The 22,863-nt window shown below is 73.9% G+C and carries 11 protein-coding genes; 10 read left to right on the top strand and 1 reads right to left on the bottom strand.

Annotated features, from left to right (window positions below; all coding sequences use genetic code 11):
- The first annotated feature begins 17 nt into the window (after window positions 1-17).
- The 10 genes from KCQ71_RS26265 (at window position 18) to KCQ71_RS26220 (ending at window position 18,925) form a co-directional block, all read left to right on the top strand.
- Window positions 18-4,058, top strand: coding sequence for a peptidoglycan-binding protein (locus tag KCQ71_RS26265; RefSeq protein ID WP_223411636.1), 4,041 nt, complete (start codon window positions 18-20; stop codon window positions 4,056-4,058).
- The gene (locus KCQ71_RS26260; RefSeq protein ID WP_223411635.1) at window positions 4,055-5,056 is read left to right on the top strand and encodes a hypothetical protein; all 1,002 of its coding nucleotides are present in this window, start codon (window positions 4,055-4,057) and stop codon (window positions 5,054-5,056) included. The genes KCQ71_RS26265 and KCQ71_RS26260 overlap by 4 nt, the downstream gene beginning before the upstream one ends.
- 3 nt (window positions 5,057-5,059) lie before the next feature.
- Window positions 5,060-6,103 (top strand): hypothetical protein, encoded by a 1,044-nt coding sequence (locus tag KCQ71_RS26255; protein WP_223411634.1) that lies wholly within the window; start codon window positions 5,060-5,062, stop codon window positions 6,101-6,103.
- Complete coding sequence (locus KCQ71_RS26250; protein ID WP_223411633.1) at window positions 6,100-6,906, top strand: phage baseplate assembly protein V; 807 nt, start codon at window positions 6,100-6,102, stop codon at window positions 6,904-6,906. Before KCQ71_RS26255 ends, KCQ71_RS26250 begins: the two co-directional genes overlap by 4 nt.
- 22 nt (window positions 6,907-6,928) lie before the next feature.
- On the top strand, window positions 6,929-7,264 hold the full coding sequence (locus KCQ71_RS26245) for a hypothetical protein (protein WP_223411632.1): 336 nt from the start codon (window positions 6,929-6,931) through the stop codon (window positions 7,262-7,264).
- Window positions 7,265-7,367: 103 nt separating this feature from the next.
- Complete coding sequence (locus tag KCQ71_RS26240) at window positions 7,368-7,868, top strand: GPW/gp25 family protein (RefSeq protein ID WP_223411631.1); 501 nt, start codon at window positions 7,368-7,370, stop codon at window positions 7,866-7,868.
- Window positions 7,865-9,469 (top strand): baseplate J/gp47 family protein, encoded by a 1,605-nt coding sequence (locus tag KCQ71_RS26235; protein WP_223411630.1) that lies wholly within the window; start codon window positions 7,865-7,867, stop codon window positions 9,467-9,469. The genes KCQ71_RS26240 and KCQ71_RS26235 overlap by 4 nt, the downstream gene beginning before the upstream one ends.
- Window positions 9,462-13,802, top strand: coding sequence for a hypothetical protein (locus KCQ71_RS26230; RefSeq protein WP_223411629.1), 4,341 nt, complete (start codon window positions 9,462-9,464; stop codon window positions 13,800-13,802). Before KCQ71_RS26235 ends, KCQ71_RS26230 begins: the two co-directional genes overlap by 8 nt.
- A 2-nt stretch (window positions 13,803-13,804) precedes the next feature.
- The gene (locus KCQ71_RS26225; protein ID WP_223411628.1) at window positions 13,805-14,815 is read left to right on the top strand and encodes a hypothetical protein; all 1,011 of its coding nucleotides are present in this window, start codon (window positions 13,805-13,807) and stop codon (window positions 14,813-14,815) included.
- Window positions 14,816-14,845: 30 nt separating this feature from the next.
- Complete coding sequence (locus KCQ71_RS26220; protein ID WP_223411627.1) at window positions 14,846-18,925, top strand: helix-hairpin-helix domain-containing protein; 4,080 nt, start codon at window positions 14,846-14,848, stop codon at window positions 18,923-18,925.
- Window positions 18,926-19,336: 411 nt separating this feature from the next.
- Here the strand turns inward: KCQ71_RS26220 and KCQ71_RS26215 are convergent, their stop codons facing one another.
- Window positions 19,337-22,801: a CLIPPER-2 domain-containing protein gene (locus KCQ71_RS26215; RefSeq protein ID WP_223411626.1), complete on the bottom strand. Its 3,465-nt coding sequence runs from the start codon at window positions 22,799-22,801 to the stop codon at window positions 19,337-19,339.
- Window positions 22,802-22,863 lie beyond the last annotated feature (62 nt).

Here is a 22,863-nt window from a genome sequence, read left to right as displayed (position 1 = left end):
GATGAGGAGGGTGAGCGATGGTGCGGCCCATGCTCGGTGAGCTCGAGCTGGAACAGGTGCAGGTGGTCTCCTCCGACTCCGACCACGCACTCGTGCGCCACCGCGTGCCCGCCCTCGAAGGGGACTTCCTGCAGGCCCTCGGGCGCCGTGGGGCCCGGCTGATGCTCACCGGCGTGCTCACCGCACCGGACACCAGGGAGCACCTGGCGGCGGTCCGTGAACGGTTCCACGCCGGTGACCCGGTCCCGTTCGTCTCGGACATCTCTGCCGCGACGTCCGTGGACCGGGTCATCGTCGAGCGGATGGACGTGCGGGAGGTCGCGGGCCGGCCGAGCGCGTTCGAGTACACCCTGGCGCTGCGCGAGCTCACCGACGCCGAGCCGATCGACGTCGAGGAGGTGATCATCCCGCCGCCCCCGTCGCCGACGGTCACCGACGGCAAGCTCGCCGTCACCGTGGTGGTGGAGGGCGACCCGGCCTTCGACATGGACCGGGTCCGGGTGAGCGTGGCCGGCACCACCGACGACGGCGCCGCCCTGGACCGGGTGCTCACGGACCGGATCCGCCCGGACACCTGGTTCGCCGACCCGTTCCCGGCCGGCCAGTACACGGCGAGCGCGCTCGTCGACGACACCCGCAATCCCAGCGGGCAGCACGAGGTGCTCACCGGGTCCGCGACGGTGCGGGTGATCGAGGGGGCGACGGCGTCGGTCACCATCGTGCTGCGCCGCGGCGCGAAGATCGGCACCGTCTTCGTGATCACCTTCGAATTCGACAAGTCCTTCGTGGAGCCGTGCGAGCGGCACGTGCTCGCCCAGGTGATCGCGTACTCGGACGCGCACCCGGACGAGCGGCTGCTGATCGTCGGGCACACCGACCTGACCGGCGGCGACGACTACAACCAGTCCCTCTCCGAGCGCCGGGCCCGGGCCACCTACGCGATGATGACGTTCGGCTCCGACGCGGTGGCCGCCGTCGCCGAGTGGGACGAGCTGCGCCGCACCCGGCCGTTCGGGACGATCACGACCGTCAAGGACACCTGGGGCACCCGCGAGTACCAGTTCATGCTGGCCGACCTCGGGCGGTTCTTCGGCAACGTGGGCGCGGACCCGGAGCTGACCGACACCGCGGTGCGGACCTTCCAGTCCGACCACGGCCTCACCCCGGACGGCATCGTCGGCGACGCGACCTGGCCGGTGCTGATCCGGGAGTACCTCGGCAACGGCCCGCTGAACCTGCCGACCGCACGGCTGATGCCGAACGCGAGCGAGGGGTGCGACTCCGGGCCGCTGCGCTGGCTCGGCTGCGGCGAGCAGGACCCGGTGCTGAGCACCCAGTGCGCGTGGCGCCCGAACCGGCGCACCGAGCTGATGTTCGTCAAGGAGTCCGCCATGCCGGCGCAGGTGCCGGAGCCGATCACCCTCGACCAGGTGCCCGACGGCGCGGGCGGCGGCGGCTGGTGCCTGGACGACGGCACCGCCACCGGCGTGGCCGACTTCGTGGTCCCGTGGGGCCAGCCGTGCCCCAGCCCGCCGCAGCCGACGTGGTGCCGCACCCCGGCCGAACCCGGCACCTCCCCCGTGGTCGGCCGGATCAGTTTCACCGACGGCACACCGTTCGCGGACCGCCCGTACGTGCTGATGGCCGCCGACGGCGAATACCTCGGTGGCGAGGTCGCCGTCACCTCGGCCGCGGCGCACGCCGGCACCCCGATCCGCAGCAGGACCGACGCCGACGGGAACTTCACCTTCCCGACGCCGACGCCACCGGAGAAGGGTCCCGGCATCTACGTGATCTCCGTGGACGGGCCGTTCCTGCTCCGGACCGCCACCCAGTCCCTGGCCGACGTGCGCGGCAACGCCACCTGCTTCCGGTACTCCGGCATCCCGGCCGAGATCATCGTGGTGGACCGGGCCGTCGCGGACGTGGTCCCGGCGATCACCGGCCCGGACGTGGTGCTGGTGCGGAAGGTCCATACCAACCCGGCGCGGCGCCCGGTGGTGCTGCGCACCCCCGCGTTCACCGGATCCGGGCGCCTCGAGGCGTCCAGCGACGCGGTCCGGTTCTTCGACGCCGCCGCGGGCGGCACCGAGATCACGTTCGACGGCGTCGACAACGTGTTCGACTCGGCCGCACTGGCCGCGGGGGTCACCCTGTTCGCGGAGGGCCGCACCGCGAGCGCCGCGACCGGGGACGTGGTGCTGACCCTCGCCGTGACGGTCTCCGGCACCCCCGGCCTGAGCCAGACCCACCAGATGACGGCCGTCGAGGTGTTCCTCGACCTGCACCAGACCCGGTCCGCGGCTCCACCAGCACCGGCCACGCCGGCCGCGCTCTCCGAGGCGGACAAGATCACCCCGGGACGGTTCGTCCAGGTGCAGGACGCCGGCTTCCACGCCGGCCGGGCGCTGATCACCGTGCGCCAGGCTCTGCCCGCGGACTTCACGGGCACGCTCAGCCTGGGCCGCATGGACGCCCGGACCCGGTTCTTCACCGCCGCCGACGAGGTTGCCGCCGCCGGGCAGGCCGAGGTGGTCGCACCGGTGCTGCTGCCCGCGGCGGGGATCCCGGCGGCCGGCACCGCGTTCTGGGTCGAGGGCGCCGCGGTCAGCGGGGCCCTGCGGGACGCCGTGCTGCAGCTCGGGGTGGACGGGGTGGAGGCGGACGGCGACCGGGCCGTGCTCACGGTCGTCGAGCTCAGCAACCTCACCATGACGATCCCCGCCACCGAGGCGAACACGGCGCGGCTCGGGAACTCGCCGGTGCCGGCGCACGTGGTGCCCGGCCGGGCGGTGCCGGCCCCGGTGGACTTCGACGACAACCCGACCGTGAACCCGCCGATCCCGCTGCTGGAGAACTGCGTGCGCCCCGCCCGCCCGGTCGAGTTCACCGTGGCGGTCCGGCCGGCGGGCGTTCCGGTGATCTGGGACGCCCACCGGCTGCGGGGCATCCCGGCCGCCGACGGCGGTGACGACGCGGCGGCGATCGTCGCCCTGTCCGCGGCCGACGGGCCGACCGTGACCCGGGACCCGGGCAACGCACTGCGGGCCACGATGCTCGCGGACAACGTGGGCACGTTCGGGGTGCGCGCGTTCGTGGACGGCAACGGCAACGACGGCTACGACGTGGGCATCGACCGTGAGCCGAGCATCGTCAAGACCGTGCTGCTCGGCCGCGTCACGATGTTCCTCGACAGCTGCGTGGACCAGAGCGGCAGCTTCAACGTCACCCCGGTCGCGGGGGGCGGCATCAACGTGGCCACCGGGGACCCGGCGTTCAACATCGCCATCCCGGCGACCGCCGCGATCCACTTCCTGGTGCAGGCGGATGCGGTCACCGGTGGGGCGAACGGCCGGCGCTCGGTGAACGCCTACCTCGCCGGCTGGATCAACAACGAGACCGCCCCCGAGGGGATCCTCGGACGGTTCCAGGACGACACGGTGGCCCCGCCCGCGGCCCACACCGACCTCAGCGTGGTCGCCTCGAACGGGGCGGCGGCCACCGGCGGAGCCGCCGGGGCGCCGGTGTTCCTGCCCGGTGATCCGGCGCCCGCGCTCATCGTCCCGCCGACGCTCGATTCCGGTTTCGGCGTCGGCGCCGTTGGCATCGGCGGCGAGACGGCCACGTTCGGCGTCGGCGGGATCCGCGGGCGGACCGCGCTCGCCGTGGGCGAGCGGTGGATCGTGGAGGACATCGACTCCCCCGGGGACAGCGAGCCCGGCGCCCACCCGGCCGTGGCCGCGGCCACGCTGCGCCGGTTCGTCTGGGGCCTGGACTTCGTCGCGACCCTCGGGATCTGGACGAACATCACCGGCGTGGTCGCGGCCACCGGCGACCCGGCCGACCGGGTCTACACGGCACTCGTCCAGAAGCGGTGGACCCAGCGCGGGGAGTGGACCATCGACCCGGCCACCGGCGCCATCGCGGTCGCGGTGCCACCGACCACCACCATCACCGGCACCACGCTGACGTCCCCGGCCGTGGCGATCGGGGACACCGCCATCGAGGTACGGTTCCCGGCCGTGCTGGACAACCTGGCAAGGGATGCGCGCGCATGAACGACAACGCCGTCACCTCGGAGATCCTGGACGCGAGCACCATCGTCCAGGTGGTCATCGACGAAGCCGACCTCGGGCCCTGGCGGGACGGCGCGCCCGGTCGGCAGGTCCGCAGCGTCACCCTGGCCGTGCGGCTCGCGGACGTGCTGCGCGGCTCCCTGACCGAGGCCCCCCGATCCGTGGTCACCCTCGAGGTGCACCAGGAGCGGCTCGCATCCGGGCGGCCGGTGGGCTCGGTGGGCCTGTGGTCGCGGGTGCCGGTCGACGTCGGCGCTCGCCTCCTCGCGTTCAGCCGGGTCGGCGGGGACCTCGCCGACGCGCTCGCCGAGGAGCACCTGCTCCGGCTCGAGGCCTCCGGTCCGGTGCTCGCCGACCTGCGGCTGGCGCTCTCGCTCCAGCGCGAGCACCCGACGGCGGATGCGCTGCTCGAGCAGGCGGAGCGGCACCACCGCGACGCCGGCGGGCTGTTCGCCCGGTACGTCTGGACGGTCGCCCGGGAGGCGTTGCGCACGAGCATCGACCGGTTCGACCGGCTCATGCGGGTGGCCGAGCACCCCGAGACCGACGTCCGCGCGCAGCGGGCCTACCTGGTGAACGCCTACCTGGACATGACGCAGTCCGCCGAGTTCGACACCGCGCACCGGGCCCGCCTGGCCCGGGCGATGCTGCGGGCCGCGCTCGACCCCCACCTCGGGGCGCTGCGCTCGCACCTGCTCCAGGTGTTCGTCCCGAACCTGGTCCGGGCGCCGGTCCCCGAACCCCTCACCCCGGCGGACGTGTTCGCCGGCGCCGGCCCCGGGGACTCCGCGGTGAGCATCCAGCCCGAGGGCGCCGGAGCCGCCGGCACGGACACGACCGCGGCCGATGCGACCGCCGTCGACGTGACAACCGCCGATGGCGCCGGCCTGCGCGCCGCGGTCCTCGCCGCCCTCGACGACGTCGACCCGGCCACCACCAGCCCCGCCCTGCGGGACTGGCTGACCGGCGGAAAGGACTGAGCCATGCTGCGACCGGCCTACCGGCTCACCATCGGCGACCAGGTGATCGACACCACCGTCGAGCCGAAGGCGTCCACCGTCGTCGAGATCGTGGTGCGCTCGGACCTGAGCACCCCGGCGGACGAGGCGACCATCATCGCCGGCCAGGTCGGCGCCCTGACCGCCGTCCCCGGGGCGGACGCCCGCGTCGAGCTCGGCTACTCCGACGCCGACCCCGCACTGGTCGTCGTGTTCACCGGCACCGTGGTCGCCGTCGAGCCGGACCTGCGGACCACCCGGATCATCGCCCACTCCAAGGCCGACGCGCTGCTGCGCACCCGGGTGGACCGTACCTTCGAGGACACGACCGCCGGGGACGTGGTCCGGGCCCTCGCGGACGCCGCCGGCGTCCTGGTGGCGCGGGCGGACGCCGGCCCGAGCCTGCACGCGTACGTGGTGGACGGGCGCCGGGACGCGTGCCGGCACGTGCGCGACCTCGCCGCCCTGGCCGGGGTGGACACCTATTTCACGCCCGACGGCGAACTCGTCTTCGAGGCGTTCGGCGGCACCCGATCGGTGCATGTGCTGCGCTACGGCGAGCACGTCCTGGAGGCGGACCTGACCCGGATCCGGCCGGTCGCCGGGACCGTCACGGCGTTCGGCGAGAGCCCCGGCGGCTCCCGCGGCGACGAGTCGTGGGCGTGGCTCACGAAGGACTTCGCGTCCTTCGCCGGCACGTCCGGAACCGACGCACCCACCCTGCTGCTCGAGCGCGGGTCGCTGCGCACCGCGGCCGGGGCGGCCACCGCCGCGAAGGCGCTCGCCGACCACCTGGCCGCGACTGCCGTCACCGGGCGGGTCCGGATCCAGGGCCGCCCGCAGCTTGCGCTCGGCGCGCTGGTGCGGTTGGAGGACTTCCCGGACCGGCCCGACGCGGGGATTCCGGACGGCAACCACCAGGTGAGCGCCGTCGAGCACCGCCTGGAGAAGACGCACGGCTTCACCACCGACGTGTGGCTGCGCAGCCTGGTCGGCGCCGCCGCCGCGGCCGCGGGAGGTGCGCCGTGACCACGATCGTCGACACCATCGCCGCGATTGTGCGGCACGAGCTGGCCGCGGTGCGCAGCACCGAGCTGGGCGTGGTCGAGTCCGTGTACCCGCACGCCACCGCGGACGACGACGACAACTACGGCGTGGACGTCGCCCTGAAGAACTCCGGCCTGCTGCTCAAGCGGGTCCCGGTCGGCACCGGCCACGTCGGCACCGTCGGCATCCCGAACGTCGGTGACCTGGTGCTCGTCGCGTTCGACCACGGGGACGTGAACGCCCCCCTGGTGATCGCCCGGTTCTATGACGACGCCGACCGGCCGCCGCGCTCCACCACCGACGAGATCGTGCTCCGGCTGCCCCTGGACGCCGACGACGACGCGAGCGTGCTCGCCGCGCTGCGCAACCACCCCACCGACGACCCGGCCCGGGAACTGATCATCGAGATGCCGCCGAAGATCACCGTGCGGATCGTCGACGGCACGGTGACGGCCACCGCCGGGCAGACCGAGCTGCGGCTCGACCAGTCCGGCGCGAGCGGCGGCACCGTGCAGGTGAAGTCCGGCGCCACCACGGTCACCCTCGACCAGGACGGGGACGCCACCCTGACCTCGGCGGCGTCGGTGACGCTGCAGGCCTCGGGCGACCTGACCCTGCAGGCCGGCGGCTCGATCGCCCTGGACGCCGGCACCTCCCTGACCGCCCGGGCCGGCACGACGGCGGAACTCACCGGAGGTCTGTCCGCGACGGTCCGCGGGGGCACCGGGGTGAGGGTGCAGGGCGTGTCCGTGTCCATCAACGGCCTGACCAGTTTCGGTCCATGAGCGAGCAGGAGGAGGTGCGAACATGCCCGGAGCACCCGTGAGCATCGGCGCGAGCGTCATGGTGACGCCCGGCGCAGCCGGCGCCCCGGACACCGGCACGATCATCGCCGTGCTGCCCCCGGTCATCTCGGCGAGCGGGCAGCCGCTGGCCACGAGCGGGTCGATCTGCGTCATGGTCAACTCCGTCACCGGCGTGCCCTATCCGCTGGTCATCGGCCCGGTCGGCACCAGCACCGGCGTCCGGGTGGGCGGGCGCGGGCTGGTCCGCACCGGCGACCGGATCCCCTCCCCGCCCGGGATCCTGCTCGTGATCGGACCGCCCGCCACGACCGCCGTGACCGACGGGTGGCCGCCGTGATCGCGCGCGTGCCGAACGGCCCGGCCCGCGCCGGCCGCCCCGGCGCAGCCGCCCCCAACCCGGACAGCACAGACCCAGCAGCCCCAGCACAGAGGAGGACGTGATGAGCATCCCCACCGCCGAACGCGAGGCGCTCGCCGGGACCGACCTGCGCCTGCTCGGCGACCTGCTGACCGCCGCCCAGCGCGAGCGGGGCGAGGACCTTCGCACCGGCCCTCGCCCGCAACTGCTCGAGCCCGGTCAGGCGGATCCGGGCCACGACCTGCTCCCGGTGACCGGCTGGGAGAACCTCGAACAGGCGCTGCTGCTGCGCTTCCTCACCGAGGTGGGCGAGCTCGCCCGCCTCGGCCACCCGGCCTACGGCAGCCGGCTCCACGAGCTCATCGGCGAACCGAACACGCCCACCACCCGGAACCGGGCCAAGGTCTACGCGCTGCAGGCGCTCTCCGAGGAGCCCCGGGTCGAGCGGGTCGCGTCGATCACGGTGACCACCGACCCGCGTGACGCCACCCGCCTGGAGGTACGCGCCGCCGTCGTCATCATCGGCACCCAGACCGAGCTGAACCTCGTGGTCGGGGTGCCACTCGCGGGAGGTGCACCATGAACGAGGACGTGGTCAACCTCGTCAACCGGCCGTACGGGGATCTGGTCGGGGACATCCTCACCTCCGTGGTCGGCGGGGTGGTGAACGAGCCGATCGTGTTCGACCTCAAGATCGGCACGTACCCGCTCGCTGAGCCGGCCGGTGGGATCCGGGGCATCACCGGCACCGCGGGCGGGGCGCCGCGCACGTTCCTGCTCGCGATCGACTTCACGTTCAGCGGGACCGCCACGAACAGCGTGATCTGGCTCGAGGACGGCACCCACCCGGACGACGAGTCCACGTTCTACGTCGACTACTTCCGCCTGGACACCCGCTCCCCGCTCTCCGACATCAACGTCGGCTCCGTGACCCGCACCCTCACGGAGGCCATCGGGCGTGAGATCGCCGTGGTCTACCAGCAGATCAACCTCGCCTACCTCTCCGCCTTCGTGGACACCGCGACCGGGGCCTCGCTGGACTACGTGGTCGCGATCCTCGGGGTGACCCGCAAGCGGGCCGAGTTCGCCGAAGGGCTCGCCACGTTCTTCCGGGCCGCGGGCGTGGACGGCAACATCAACATCCCGGCCGGCACCCGCCTGGCCACCCCCGACGCCGTGGTGTTCACCACCACTCAGCCGCGCACCCTGCAGACCGGGCAGGTCCGCATCGACGCCCCGATCCGCGCGGACGTGACGTTCGCCGGGGACGCGGGCCTCGTGGCCGCGGGCGCGATCTCCGAGATGACCCAGCCGATCGCCGGCATCGAGAACGTCAGCAACCTGGACCCGACCGTCCGCGCCGCCGCGGACGAGACCGACGACGAGCTGCGCACCCGCGCGAAGGCGGCGCTGCGTTCCCTCGGCAAGGCCACCCTGGCCGCGCTGGACCGGGTGATCCGGGAGGGCCGCGGCACGCCGGTGGAGTTCTTCGACCCGAACTCACCGCTCGGGTCCCGCTCCGAGCCGGGCACGGTGACGGTGGTGGTCGACGCCGAACCCGAGCGGCTGCCCGCCCTCACCGACGCCGTGCACGCCACCCGCGCCGCCGGGGTGGTGGCCACCCTGGTGGCCCGGTACGTGTTCATCACCCCGCGGGTGCGCGCGAGCATCACGGCGGGTCTGTCCGGTCCTGGGCAGGAGCAGGTGCGCGCGGACATCGTCGCCGCCGTCGCGGCGTACGTGGACGGGCTCACCCGCGGCGACCCGGCCGACGGCGCTGCCCTGCTCGCCGTGATCCGCGCCGTCCCGGACGTGCTGGAGGCGACCATCGTGGACGTCGTGGTCGCGCGCGCGGACCTGGCCGGGCCGGAGGGCGACGCCGGGCTCGTCGACGCGCTGGTGCAGGCGGTCCAGTTCCTGCCGGACGGCTCCGACGACGCGGCCCTGCGCGCCGCGCTCGCCGCCTCGGTGGCCACGGCGGGGGTGAACGCGCCCACCACCGGCCGGATCCCGGACCGGTCCCTGCTCGTGTCCACGGCGCCCGACCGTGCCGGCGAAGGCGCCACGGACGCCGAGCTCGAGGCCGGCACGTTCGCGGTCGGCGCCGAGGTCGCGGGTGAGCCGTGGTGGATCGCGCTCGACATGACGCCCGACGACGTCGCCACGGAGGACGCCGATGCCTAAGGCCGACCGCATCCTGGCGAACCTGCCGCCCACCTACGCGGTGCGGGGCGACCCGAGTGCGCTCCGGGCCTTCACCGACGCCCACGGTGGCGAGCTCCAGTCCGCCGAGAACTCCCTGATCGCGGTGATGCGCGCGCACTGGGTGACCTTCGCCGACGCCGGGGAACCCGCGATCACCGACCTGGCCCTGTTCGCCGCCCTGTACGGGCTGGCGCCGCGCCCGGACGAGAGCGTGGCGGAGTTCCGGGAGCACCTGCTCGCCTTCGTGCGCACCCACCTCGAGGGCACCGTCACGGTGCAGGGCATCCTGCGGATCACGGCGGAGGCCCTCGGCCTGCACATCGAGGACGCCTCGCTCGACGCCTGGTGGGACAGGGCACAGGGGGACCGGGCCCCGGGTGAGGTGGACGTGCTCACCACGAGCGCGCCCCGGGGGGCCGACGCGGCCTCCGCGGTGCTGGGCATCGGCGCCGCCCGGGTCGCCGGGCGGGACGCCGCCCCCGGCCGGCTCGTCGGCTCCGTGGACCTCGGCGCCGGGATCGACCTCACCGGCGCGCACACCCTCTGGGTGGCCCTCGACGACGGCGGGGCGATCCCGGCGGACCTGACCACCGGCGTCGCGGACCCGGCGAGCGCGTCCGCCGCGGAGCTCGCGGCCGCCCTCGACGCGGAGCTCGGCACCGCCGTCGCGACCGTCGAGGCCGGCCACCTCGTCCTCACCTCGCCCACGACCGGGCCGGGCTCCGCCGTCGCCGTCGAGGACGGCCCGGACGACGCCGCCGAACTCGTGCTCGGGCTGGCGCCGCGGCGGTACACCGGCGCCGGCTCACGCCGGGCCACGATCACCGGCCGGGCGGACCTGTCCGCCCCGGTGGACCTGCGCGTGGCCCGGTACCTGCGGATCGTCCTCGACGCCGACCACGTCGCCGAGGTGGACTGCGCCGCCGGTGCGGCGGACCCGGCCGCGGTGGACGTCGCCGAGATCACGACGGCGATCAACGCCGGCGCCGGCGTCCCGGTCGCGACCGACGACGGTCGGTTCCTGACCCTCACCTCCCCCACCGTCGGCGAGGCCGGCTCGGTCGCGCTGACCGAGCCCGCCGCCCAGCCCGCCACCACCGCCCTCTTCGGGTCGGCACCGCGGCTCGCGGTCGGCACCGACGCCACCCCGGCCCGGGTGATCGCCGGCCGCGCCATCGGCTCCGGCGTGGACCTGCGCGGGCACTCACAGCTGCGGCTCGGCCTCGACGCCGCGCCCGCCGTCACCCTGGACGTGGCCGGGCTCGACCCCGCCGCGACCACCCCGAACGAACTGGTCACCGCGATCAACGAGGGCCTCGGCACCGAGTGCGCCTCCCACGACGGTGCCCGCCTGAGCCTCGCGTCCTCCTCCGAGGGCCCGACCGCGGTGCTGCGCATCGAGGAGGTCGACGGCGACGCCGCGCTCGACGTGCTCGGGCTGCGGCCCCGGTCCGGTCGCGGCACCGCGCCGGTGACCGCGAACCTGACCGGCACCGCGGACCTCTCCGGTGGGATGGACCTGTCCTCCCGGAACCTGATCCGCCTGGCCGTGGACGGCGGCGAACCGGTCGAGATCGACCTGCGCGCCGGGGTGGCGGACGTGACAGCCGCCGACGTCGGCGAGCTCGCGGACGCCGTCAACGCCGCCCTCGGCGCCGAGGACGACCCCGTCGCAGGAGACGACGGCGCCCATCTGATCCTGACCTCGCCGACCGCCGGTGCCGCGGGATCGCTCGAGGTGGACCCGATCGTCACCACCGTGCGGCGCCGGTTCGTGACCCGGGCCCGGGTCCTCGACGAGGCCGCGACCACCGTGCTCGGCTTCACCGCCCGCACCGCCCGGGGGCTGCCCGGCACGTCCGCGCGCCTGACCACGAGCACCGACCTGTCCGGCGGGATCGACCTGACCGGCGGCTCGTTCCTGCGGGTCGTGGTCGGCGACTCCGGCGCCGTCGAGGTGGACTGCGCCGGGCCGCGCCCACGCGCGACCACCGCGGCGGAGATCGCCCAACACCTCGCCGATGGCGTCCCCGGACTGGAGGTCAGCACCGACGGGCGCGCGGTGGTGCTCCTCGACCCGACGCCGGGGGCGGCGTCCCGGGTCGCGCTCGAACCGCCTTATCCACTGGATGCCGCCGATCAGGTCCTCGGGGCCGGCGCCATCGGGTCGGTCACCGGCACCGGGGCGGCCGGCGTGCACTTCACCGGCACCGTCGACCTCGAGGCCGGGGTACCGCTGCCCGCCGACGCGGCGCTGCGGCTCGGGGTCGACGGCGCCGCACCCGTGGACGTCCCGCTCGGCGACGGCATCACCCCGGCCACCCTCGGTCTAGCCCGGATCTGCGCCCAGATCAACGTCGCCCTCGGCGCCCCGGTCGCCGCCCACGACGGCGCCCACGTACTGCTCACCTCCCCGACCGTGGGCGGTGACAGCGCGCTGGTGATCGAGGCGCCCGCGGCCGGCACCGACGCCACCCCGGCGGTCCTGGGCATCCCCGCCCCGCGCACCTACACCGGCCTGGCCGCGACCGCGGCCCGGGTGGTCGGCACGGTCGACCTCACCGGTGGCGCGGACCTGGGTGCGCGACACCTGCTGCGGCTACGGGTCGACGGCGGAGCACCGGTGGACGTCGACCTCACCTCCGCTCCGGGTGCTTCGGGCGGCCCCGTCGACCTCGCGGCGATCACCGCCGCGATCCGCGCCGCCACCACGGCGGACGCGGCGAGCGTCCCGATGCCCGGCGGCCTCGCGCTCGCCCTGACCTCCCCGACCACGGGACCGGCGAGCCGGCTCGAGGTGAGCCGCGCGGAGGTCGGCGACGCCGCGCCGCTGCTGTTCGGGGCGGCGGGCCGAGCGGTGACCGGCACCGACCCCACCCCGGCCACGATCGAGGGCGAGGTGGACCTGCTCGCACCGGTGGACCTGACCGAACGCTCCGTGCTGCGGCTGCGGCTGGACCACGGCGAACCGGTCGACGCGGACCTGGCCGGGGTCACGCCGTCGGCCACGCTCGGCGCCGAGATCGTCGCCGCGATCGAGGCGGTGGCGCCCGGCGTGGCCGCGCTCGGGGCCACCGACCGGCTCGTGCTGACGTCCCCGACGACCGGGCCGGACGGCGCCGTCGAGGTGGTGCCGACCCGCCACCTCGAGGTGGTCGAGTACCCGCCCACCACGGACACCGTGACCGCGGCCCTCGCGCACGGCGGGGTGCTGGTGTTCTCCTCGTCCGGCTCCGCGGACGTGCCCGGGCGGGTGCGCGTGGACTCCTCCGGCGGCGTGCACGGACCACGGCTGACCGACCCGGCCGCCGGCTGGTCGGTGCACGTGGACACCACCGTGCCGGCCGGCGGGGAACTCATCCTGGAATGGGCACCGGGCGGCGTCGGTGCCCGGGTGCGAGGACCGTCCGGATGGCACCCGGTGGACCCCGCCCTGATCCACGTGAGCGCAGGTGGCGGGCCCGGCCCGCTCACCGTGCGACGGGGCCGGAACCGGTGGAGCTGGACCGAGTGCGACGCGGCCCGGTTCGACGAGGCGGTCTTCGACGAGGACTCCTTCGCCGGTGGCCCCTGCGTGGAGGACGCGGTGTTCGACGTGAGCCGGTTCTCCCCGGCGGCCGTCCCGGCCCGGTTCACGGCGACGGCGGACCGCGCCGCGAGCGCGCACGTCACCGTGACGTGGGACTCGCACACCGCCGGAGCATTCGAGGTGAACCTGCCCGCGGACCTCGACCCCCGGTTCGGGCGTCCCTTCGGCGAGGCCCGGTTCGGCGCGGCCGAGCCGGAGCTGATCGCCGGGGTGGTGACCGAACCGCTGGGCGACGACGACAACGTGATCACCCGGGTGAACGCCGAGTCCGCCCTGATCGAGTGCTCGCCCGCGCCGACCGTCCCGATCGGCTGGCGCGCCGTGGCGCTCCCGTTCCGGGAGCCCGTGCACCTGAGCCTCGGCTCTGGCACCCAGCCGGCCCGGATGTACGTCTCCGGGCCGGGGCTGGCGCCCGGGTTCCTCGAGGTCCGTGCGGCCGATCCGGGCACGTACGGCAACGACATCAGCGTGTCGATGCGCGTGGTCGGCCCGGAGATCTACGACGTCACCGTGCACCTGCCCGGTGCCCGTTTCGAGAACGCGCGCGCCGTGGTGGCCGGACCCGAGCCACCCACCCTCGCCGAACGTCTGCTCGACCCGACCCCGATCGGGGTCGGCACCGCCAAGGCGGCCGGGATCCGCGCCGTCGTCACCAGGGACCGGGCTCGCTTCGGCAGCTCGGCAGCGCCGGCCGGGCCGGACCGGCCCGCAGAGGAAGGATGATCATGACCGAGACAGCACCCCCGTACGTGACCCAGGAGCCCGGCGATCTCGTCACCGCTGACGCATGGAACACCATGCAGGTGAAGATCCATGAGGACATCCGCGCGCAGGCCGCCGCGGCCGCCGAGGCGATCACCCACGTGGCGAGCGCCGACGACGCCCACCACGTGGGCGGCCTGGACATCGCCGCCCTCACCGAGGAGGTGGCCCGCCGGGTCCTCGACGAGGTCCGTGAGCGCACTGGCTACCAGCAGCTGTTCAAGGTGCTCAAGGGCGGGGACGTCACCGTCATCGAGCACGAGCTCGGCACCCCGCCGCTCGTGGACCTCTACCAGCTCGAGTACTTCGAGGTGGCCGCCCGCGAGGACGACGAGACCCGTGCCGCATTCGCCACGTTCTACCTGTGCCAGGCGGAGGAGCGCCGGGTCCGGGTCCCGAACAACTCCGGCGGACGGCGCGCCATCGACATCCAGCCACCCGACGGCCCGGACGTCGGCATCCCGTTCAAGGACATGCTCACCCGATACCAGGTGTCCCACACCGACACCTCCAGCCTCGACGACCTCGAGACGGAGTTCTGGCAGGCGTTCTTCGCGGCCCCGAACGACCGGTTCAGCGACGACCAGTACGCCCGCTCCCCCTGGTTCGAACGCTGCTGCAAGGAGCAGCAGTCCGTGAAGCGGCTCAAGGACAACGGCGACTGGGACGACATCCTGTTCATCAGCCACCCACGCAAGACGGTCAACTTCCAGGGCCTGAACGTGCTCGGCAACGACGGGGTCCGGCTGCTCCCCCGACCTGCGAACGTGGGAGTGCAGCACCTGGACAACAACCGGACCGCCCTCTGGTTCGTGCCACCGCACCGCGCGGACGACGGTCCCGAGTCCCGCGCGCGGGCCTACATCAACGACCCGAGCCAACCGGTGCTGGACCCGGACCAGGACCTGCCCGGCAACGACGACATCGGCCGGTTCGAGAACGAGTTGAAGCTGATGGTCCTGCTGAAGGTCTGAGTCCCGACCGGCTCGCGAGTGGAGGTCACCATGCACGTGCAGGCACGGCACACCGGTGCGCTGCTGCCGTTCGAGCGGGACCGGCGCCTGGTGCTGCGCCGGCTCCCCGTGGGCGCCGTGCTCAGCCGGGCCACCCTCACCCTCACGCCGGTCAGCGCCGACGCCGGTGGCCGGTTCCTGGAGTCGCTGACGTTCGGAACCGGGACCGGAACCGGCTCGTGGGGGGCGTCGAAGGTGGTCGGCACCGGCGCCCTCGAGGTGGACCTGCACGCCCGGCGCCGGCTCGCGTCGCTGACCGGCAGCGGGCTCGCCGGCGCGCCGCTGCTCGTGGACCTCGGCGGCGGCTACCTCGGCCTCGACGCCGACGGCGGCTTCACCGACGGCCCGGCGTTCGAGCTCTCGAACGCGACCGAGCTGCCCGGGGTGAGCGTCACGGGGTTGCGGGTGCCCGCCGGCGGGGTGGACGTGTCCGTGCTGCGGGTCGCCTCCCCGCCGAGCAACCTCACCCTCGCCGTCGCCGGCGGTCCGGTGTTCTGGTCCCACTTCGGGGACCTGACCGGGCCTGTCACCACGCCGGACTTCAGCGAGGTGGTGACCGCCCTGCTGCCTGGCCTGCCGGTGGCGAACGGCGCTCACGTGCTCGAGCTCGTGCTGCACTCGGACTCGATCGCCCGCCTGGACGTCACCCTCGACGTCGAGTTCACGCTCGCCGTCGCGGCCGCGCAGGTGCGCACGGTCCGTGCGCAGTACGCGTTCGACGGCGTCCCGTCCGACGGCGGAGGTCGCCTCGTCGTCGCGGTGCCGGCCGGCGCCGTGGTCGCCGGCACGACCGGGCAGGTCCTGGGCGCGTTCGCCGCGACCCAGGTGGTGCACGGTCCGGTGACCGCGGCCGCGGCGGTGGACCTGGTGGCTATCGAGGCCGGCGGGTCGCTGGCGCAGCCACTGCGGCCGGCCGCACCGCTCGTCGCGACATCCGTGGACCTGCTGGTGACCTCCGTCTCCGCGCAGGCGACCCTCGCCGTCGGGCTCTTCGCCGACGACGACGGCAAACCCGGGCGCACCAGCCTGCTCCCGCGGCCCGCGGAGCTTGTCCTCAACCGGGACACGGCGGGCGCACCGACCTGGCTGAACGTGGCACTGCCCGGGGAGCTGGAACTGGCGGCCCGCCGGGTCTGGCTGGTGGTGCAGGCGACCGCCGGGCGCGCCGCGTGGAGCGCCGCTCCGGGCCCCGCCGACGAGGGCGGGCTCCCGGGCCCGGCGCTGCAGCAGACCCGCGACGGTGGCTTGTCCTGGCGGGCGGTCGACGCGGCCGGGTCGGGCGCGGCCGGTGCGGCCGCCGCCCTGCGGCTGCGGCACGCCACCACCGGGTTCCGGATGCCGCTGGAGCTGCGCGCGGGCGGTGGCGGGCAGGAGGTGGCGGTCTCACTGCAGCGGTTCGCCCCGTCCGGCGCCGTGGACTTCTCGCTGGACTTCCCGGAGGTCGCCGACGCGCTGAACACCGCGCTGGCGGCCGCCGGCGGTGGTCCGGGCGCCGGCGAGGAGATCGCGAACGGCGACTTCGGGCAGTGGTACCGGGTGGGGCAGCAGCCGGTCGAGACCGGGCGCCTGTCCGGGGCGCCCGACGTGGCCCAGGATCTGGCCGTGGTCGCCCCGGACGGCACGGAGGTGTTCGTGATCGGCCACCGGTTCGTCGACGACGCGCCGGTCGTCGTGCTGACCGCGTACGAGACGTACTCCCGCCGTTGGCTGCTGCGCACGGACCTCGGCGCGGGCGAGCCGCTCGCCGTCGCGATCGATCCCGGCGGGCGGCGGCTGGTCGTCTCGATCGACCCGCTGCGGGGGGTCGGCCTGTCCTCCTCCAGCGTCACGCGCGGCGTACTGGTGGTCGTCGATGCCGCCACCGGGAGAGCCCTCGGTGAGCCGATCGTGGTGCCGGACCGGGTGACGCACCTGGCCCCGGCCGCCGACGGTCTCGGCGTCCACCTGGCCGGTGTGACGACCGGCGAGGCCGGGCGGCGCACCGTGGTCCGGCACCTGGACTGGGCCCTGCTCGAGGCGGCCGCCACCGGTGGCCCGTTCCCCGCGGACGTCCCGGGCGACGACGTGCCCGGCGTGCCGGTGGCGCTGGCCACCGGCGTCGACGGCCTGATCGCCGTGCTCACCCGGACGCCGTCGCCGTCCTCGGGCGCCGACGAGGTCACGCACCTGTTCGTCTACGACGACCGCGCCGCCATCGGGGCCGGGGACCGCCGCGAGGCCGCCCCGGAGTCCGTCGAGGGCGCCCGCGGCGTCGCGTGTGCGCCGGGCCAGGTCCTGGTGCTGACCGCGGCCCAGGTGCGCTACCTCAGCCCTGCGAGCTTGCAGGTCGGCACGCGGGTCGGCGTCGGCGGGCCGAACTCGCCCGCGAGCGCGATCGCCCTGGACGCCGCGGGCGGCCTCGCCGTCGTGGTGGGCGCCGACGCCGTCACGGTTCTCGACGTCGCTGCCCGGCGCACCAGCGCGGGGCGTTACAGCCTCGGCGGCGACGGTGACCCGGGGATCGCCGTCAGCCCGCCCGGCACCCATGCCGTGCTCACCCGCCCGTTCGGCGACGCCGCCGTGCTGATCACGATCGGTGACCCGGTCCCGGCGGACTGGGAGCTGACCGCCGGCCAGGTGCGCCCGTTCGCGCTGCCGACGGGGCGGCTGATGGCCCTGATCGGAGACCGGCCGTCCTCCTTCGGGCGCGCGCCGACCCCGGCGCCGGCGCCCGTCCCGGCACCGGGGTCCGGCCTGCGGCGGGTGGCAGTGGCCGGCGCCGCGATCCAGTCGGCGCTCGCACAGGTGGTCCCGGTCCTCGGCGGCGCCCGGTACCGGTTCTCCTTCGACGGCGTAGCACTGGTCGAGGGGGCCAGCGCGCAGGTGCGGTGGATCGGGGACGCCTGCGGTGTCGAGCGGGTGGACCGGGTGCCGGTGAGCGTGTTCGACACCGCCGACCGGTCCGTCCTGGAGCGCGTCCCCCACCACGAGGCCGCCCTCACGGCGCCCGCCGGCGCCCGCAGCGCCGAGGTCCGCTTCCACGCGGCCGAGTCCTACCTGCTCGTCGACGACGTCAGCCTGGCCGGCTCCGCCGACGTCGCCGGGACCACCTGGAGCCCGGTGGGGTCCGCAGCCCTGACGAACACACCGACCGACGGCGGGGCGACGTTCACGAACGGCGGAGCGACGCCGTCGGAACTCGCGCAAGTGGTCGGCGTGAGCGCCGGGGACACCTACGAACTGACGTTCCGGGCGGTCCCGACCGGCGCCCCCGGAGCACGCCTCGAGCTGCGCTTCGCCGACGAGACGACCGCCGCCGTCGGGCCGTCCGTGGTGCTCGGAGTGGACGCGCTCGACCTGGACGCCCACGGCGCGACCGGCGTCGTCCCGGCGGGCGCCGTGGAGGCGATCCTCGCGATCGTGGTGCCACCGGGCGGCGCGCTGACTGTCACCGACCTGCACCTGCGGCTCGGTTCGCCGACCGAGGTCGAGGTGTACCTGGCCTCGGAGGCGCCGGGCGAGGTGAGCCTGACCGGCGTCGGCGTGCTCCTCGAGGAAGGGCCGACGGCACCGGCACCGGTACCGCCGGAAGGGCTCTGCCCGCCGACCCCGCCCGGCTCGGCCGAGGACGGCACGGCCTGCTACTGCCGCGGCTGCGGTCGGACGGCGCCGGTCCCCCGCGCGCCCCAGGCCATCTCGACGGCGGGGCGGCCGGTCTCGGTGGGCATCTGCACCTCGTGCGGCACGGGCGTCGTGCGGACCGGCGGGCGGGTCGTCGGCCGGGCCGGCGGGCAGCCGAGCGCAGTCGCGGTCCCGACGTTCCGGCTGCCGGCCCGGACCCCCGCCACCGGCCCGGCCCTGGTCGCGGAGGTCGTGGTCGAGGCCTCCCTCGAGGAGGTCGAGTTCATCGGGCCGGCCCGGGCCGCGGCGCTGGCGGCCGCCGGGGTGCCGGACGTCGTCGCGCTCGCCGGCGCCGACCCCGCCCTGGTCGCAACCCTGCCCGGGGTCTCCACGACGCTCGCCCCGCGGATCATCGCCGCCGCCGCCGCCCTCGTGCGCGCCCGCGGCAGCCGGGTCCTGCTCGGCCTCTGACCCGGCGTCGCGGTGACGGCGCTTGCGCCTCAGCGGGCGCGCCATCCGGGGGTGACGCTGCCATGCCCCTGCCGGGACTTCGATGCCCAACTCGCGCATTCCGGGGGACAAGTTTGGTCACCGATGTAGTGGAGCATGCCTGGGCAGCCGTTCCGTGCGAGCATCCGGGGTCAGCATCATGCGTCCGGTTTGTGCCATCGGTCCAGTGCCGAGATCCTTGGCGCCGATCTGGTCATCGGTAGCAGTTGTCGGCGTCGATGGGCGACTCGGGGGCAGCTGCGGTCGCCGGCGTGATGGCGCTGGCGGTGCCTACGTGAGGGGGGGCCTCAGAGGCCACGCGGTCCCAGTCCGAGGTGGCATGGATCACGGATTGGCCATTCAGTCCCACTCTCGACCTCCTAAGAGGCCCCATCAGTGCGTCCGGCGCCGCGCGGCCCGGCCGACCAGGGTGAGCGCGGTGCCGACGAGCAGGAGCACGACGGCGACGAGCGCATACCCGCCCGCCGTCCAACCGGTGTCCGGCAGCGGCCCTGTGTCAGGCGGCGGTTCGGCGTCGGGCGGCCCGGGGTCCGGACCGGGCTCTGGCGGGGGCGTGGGCGCTGAGCCGAAATAGTTCGAGGGATCGGTCGCCGTGAGCGGGTTTTCGAGCACGTCCAGAGCGGTCGCAGTCGCGACGTTCGTGTACTGACCCGCCCCGGCCGTGCCACTCGCCTCGAACGTCCAGGTTTCGCTGGGGTCGAGATCGCCGTTGTCGTTGTCGTCCCCGGCGACCAGCGCCGGGATCAACCCCTGGTCGTCGGTGAGGACCGGGTCGAGCACCGCAATGTTGCCGACGTTGCCGAGTTGATATGTCCACGTAACCGGCGCACCGATCGGCACCAGCACGCCGGGCACGGTGTTTGCGTCCTCGCCGTTGGTGAACTTGACCAGTTCGAGTGCGGACACCGAGCCGAAGTAGTACGACGGATCGGAGTCGGTCAGTTCGCCCTGCTGACTGGTCGCGGTGGCCGTCCCCACGTTCTCGTACTGCCCTTCGACGGATGTCCCCGTCGCCGAGCAGGTCATCTCCTCACCGGCGGCGAGGCCGGTCTGCGGGCAGGTGACTGTCACGCCTTGGTCGTCGGTGACCGCGATGTCCGTCAGCGCACTGTTTCCGGTGTTGTGCACCACGTAGGTCCAGGTGACCTCCTCACCGACGGGGATGTACGGTCCCGGTGCTTCGTTGGCGTCCACGCCGTTCGTGAGCTTCTGCAGGTAGATCCCCGGCTCATCGCCGAAGTGGTTGGAGGGGTCGCTGTCACCGACAGTGAGTCCGAGTTCGGTGACCGCCGTCACCGACCCGTGGTTCGTGTACTGTCCCGCGACGGCCGTGCCCGTAGCGGTGCAGGTCATCGAGGCGCCGGGCGCGAGGGCGTCCTGCGGGCAGGACACGCCGACGCCACGGTCGTCGGCCACGTCCACGTCGGTCAGCGACGCGTTCCCGGTGTTGGTGACCACGTAGTCCCACGTCACCGCGCCGCCAACCGGGATCACCGGCCCCGGCGGCACGTCGGCATCCTGACCATTCGTCAGTTTCGCCAACTCGATCGCACCGGCCAGGCCGAAGTAATGCGCTGGGTCGGTGTCGGTTCCGGTGGCACCGGACGGACTCGTGCCGATGACGGTCCCGAGGTTCAGGTACTGACCAGGTTGGGCGATGCCACTCGCGTAGCAGGACAGGGACTCACCGGGGACAAGGGCACCGATCAGCGGGCACACGAGCGCGTCGACCCGGTCGTCGCTCACCTCCCAGGTCAGCGGCAAATTGCCGGTGTTCGTGATCTGGTACGTCCACGCCACCTCCTCGCCGACGCCCACGACCGGACCGGGAGCGTCGTCGGCATCCTCGCCGTTCGCGTACTTCTCGATGTCGATGCCGAGCAGTTCACCGAAGTAGTGGGACGGGTCCGAGTCGGCGACCACCTGTGCCGTTGCGACATCCGTTCCCGTGACGTGCGCGAGGTTCTCGTACGGTCCGGCGACTGCGGTGCCCGTGGCCGAGTAGATCCAGGTCTCGTCGAGGTCGAGGATGCCGTCGTTGTTCTCGTCCCCGCCCTCGAACACCGGGACGACGCCCTGGTCGTCGGTGAGGATCACGTCCGCGAGCGGCGCGGTCCCGGTGTTCGTGACGGTGTAGTCCCAGGTGACCGCGTCCCCGACGGGGATGAACGGCCCCCAGGGTTCATCGGATTCGTCACCGTTCGTGGACTTCTGTACGTCGATGCCGGGCAGCGAACCGACGTAATGGGACAGGTCCTCGGCCGTGACTACCGTGCCGTACGGGTCCGTCGCCATGACGTTGCCGATGTTCGCGTACTGCCCGGTCGTGGCGGTACCGGTGGCGGTGCAGGTGATCTGCTCACCGGCGGGGATGGCGTCGGGGGGACACTCGACAACGACGCCCTGGTCGTCGGTGACCGCGACGTCCGAGAGGGTGACGTTCCCGGAGTTCGTGACGAGGTAGGTCCATGTGATCGGCTCGCCCACTGGGATGAAAGGGCCGGGCGGGACATTCGCGTCGGCCCCGTTGGTGAACTTCTGAAGGGTGACGGCCGGCTCGGGGACGGCCTCGTTGACGATCGTGCACGTGACGATCGACTCCTGGGGAACGGTCGTCGTGAAGCCGTTCGTGACCGGCGCCACGGGCAGCGGGAGGTCGGCGGCCTGGGCCTGCGTCCGGTACGTGCACTGCGTCTGCTCGGGCACGTTGACGTAGCCCGGATCCATGCCACCCGGGTCCTGCTCGGTCACGGTGATCTGTGCGTCCCCGGCCTGGGTCGGGTTCCACTGGAAGGTCGCGAATCCGGCGGCGTCGGTGGCCTGTGTCGCCGTGGTGCCGGTGGCACCGGCGGGCAGCACCCACTCGGCAGGTTCCGGGGAGACTGTCCCGGTGAGCGCCCACCCGGCGCCCGGGATCGTTGTGCCGAGCCCGGGGTCGGCGTCCTGGTCGATCAGCTTGCGGACCGTGACCGATGGCGCGCACAGGTCGAATGCGGCATCCCGGAGCGCAGCCTCGAGACTGTCGAAATTGGGAACCCGGTACACGTCGTGCGTCGAGATGTCGAAGTCGCCCGCACCGCTGTAGACGTTCGGCCCGGACATCTGGATGAGCCGGTTCAGGGACGTCTGGTTGTTCAGGGCGCTCCCGACCGCGACGGCCAGCACGTGCGATCCCTGCGCGCGGATCGCGTTCGCATTCGGCACGGCCGCACTCGTCGCTGCAGCCGCGGACACGCTGGCGGTCTGGCCGTCACTCAGCGGGACGACCGTCTCGTATTGAGTGGACGTGACGCCGGCACCGATGGCCCGGTTCGGATCGCCGTCGGTGATGAACACGGTCAGGTGCGGGACGGCAGCGCTCTGGCGGGGCAGGAAGTGACGCCCCATCCGGAGCGCGTCCTCCCAGTTCGTGCTTCCCTGGGGCTGGAAGCCGTTCGCGATGTACGGCTCGAACGTCGAGGCGATCGTCGCGTCGGTGACCGTGGTGTAGGTGCGCTGTGCGGCGCCGGTCAATGGAAGCCGGGCGACGGTCGAGAACTCTGACACGGCCATGCGTGAGCCGGTGTTGCGCAGTGCGTCCGTGAACCCTCGAAACGCTTGCCGGACGTTTGCGGTGGCACCTGCAGTGGCGATGGAGCCAGACTCGTCGAGGATGACATGGATGTCGAGCCCACAGGACGCGACCAGGTCCGGATTCACGGTGCTGCGAGGATCTTCGCCGGGCGCCGCCTCGGCGTGGGGCGCGATGAGCGCGGCAAGCAGGAGCGCCATGACGGCGGCGATCACGAGTACGGGTCCCGCTCGTCCCCCACTCGTGCCCCAGTGAGTGTGCAGCATCACACCATCCCTCCGACCTTCGGGAGGTTAGCAGCGCCGATGCCCCATGGGAACCCGCGCCC

It is taken from the genome of Occultella gossypii, from assembly GCF_019947135.1.
GTDB classification, from domain to species: Bacteria; Actinomycetota; Actinomycetes; order Actinomycetales; family Beutenbergiaceae; genus Occultella; species Occultella gossypii.
The sequence above is the reverse complement of the archived record's forward strand: the minus strand, read 5'-3'. Positions and strand labels throughout refer to the sequence as shown.

Coding starts and splice junctions, on each gene's coding strand:
- KCQ71_RS26265 (WP_223411636.1), top strand. CDS start 18: ATGGTGCGGCCCATGCTCGGTGAGCTCGAGCTGGAACAGGTGCAGGTG.
- KCQ71_RS26260 (WP_223411635.1), top strand. CDS start 4,055: ATGAACGACAACGCCGTCACCTCGGAGATCCTGGACGCGAGCACCATC.
- KCQ71_RS26255 (WP_223411634.1), top strand. CDS start 5,060: ATGCTGCGACCGGCCTACCGGCTCACCATCGGCGACCAGGTGATCGAC.
- KCQ71_RS26245 (WP_223411632.1), top strand. CDS start 6,929: ATGCCCGGAGCACCCGTGAGCATCGGCGCGAGCGTCATGGTGACGCCC.
- KCQ71_RS26240 (WP_223411631.1), top strand. CDS start 7,368: ATGAGCATCCCCACCGCCGAACGCGAGGCGCTCGCCGGGACCGACCTG.
- KCQ71_RS26235 (WP_223411630.1), top strand. CDS start 7,865: ATGAACGAGGACGTGGTCAACCTCGTCAACCGGCCGTACGGGGATCTG.
- KCQ71_RS26230 (WP_223411629.1), top strand. CDS start 9,462: ATGCCTAAGGCCGACCGCATCCTGGCGAACCTGCCGCCCACCTACGCG.
- KCQ71_RS26225 (WP_223411628.1), top strand. CDS start 13,805: ATGACCGAGACAGCACCCCCGTACGTGACCCAGGAGCCCGGCGATCTC.
- KCQ71_RS26220 (WP_223411627.1), top strand. CDS start 14,846: ATGCACGTGCAGGCACGGCACACCGGTGCGCTGCTGCCGTTCGAGCGG.
- KCQ71_RS26215 (WP_223411626.1), bottom strand. CDS start 22,801: ATGCTGCACACTCACTGGGGCACGAGTGGGGGACGAGCGGGACCCGTA.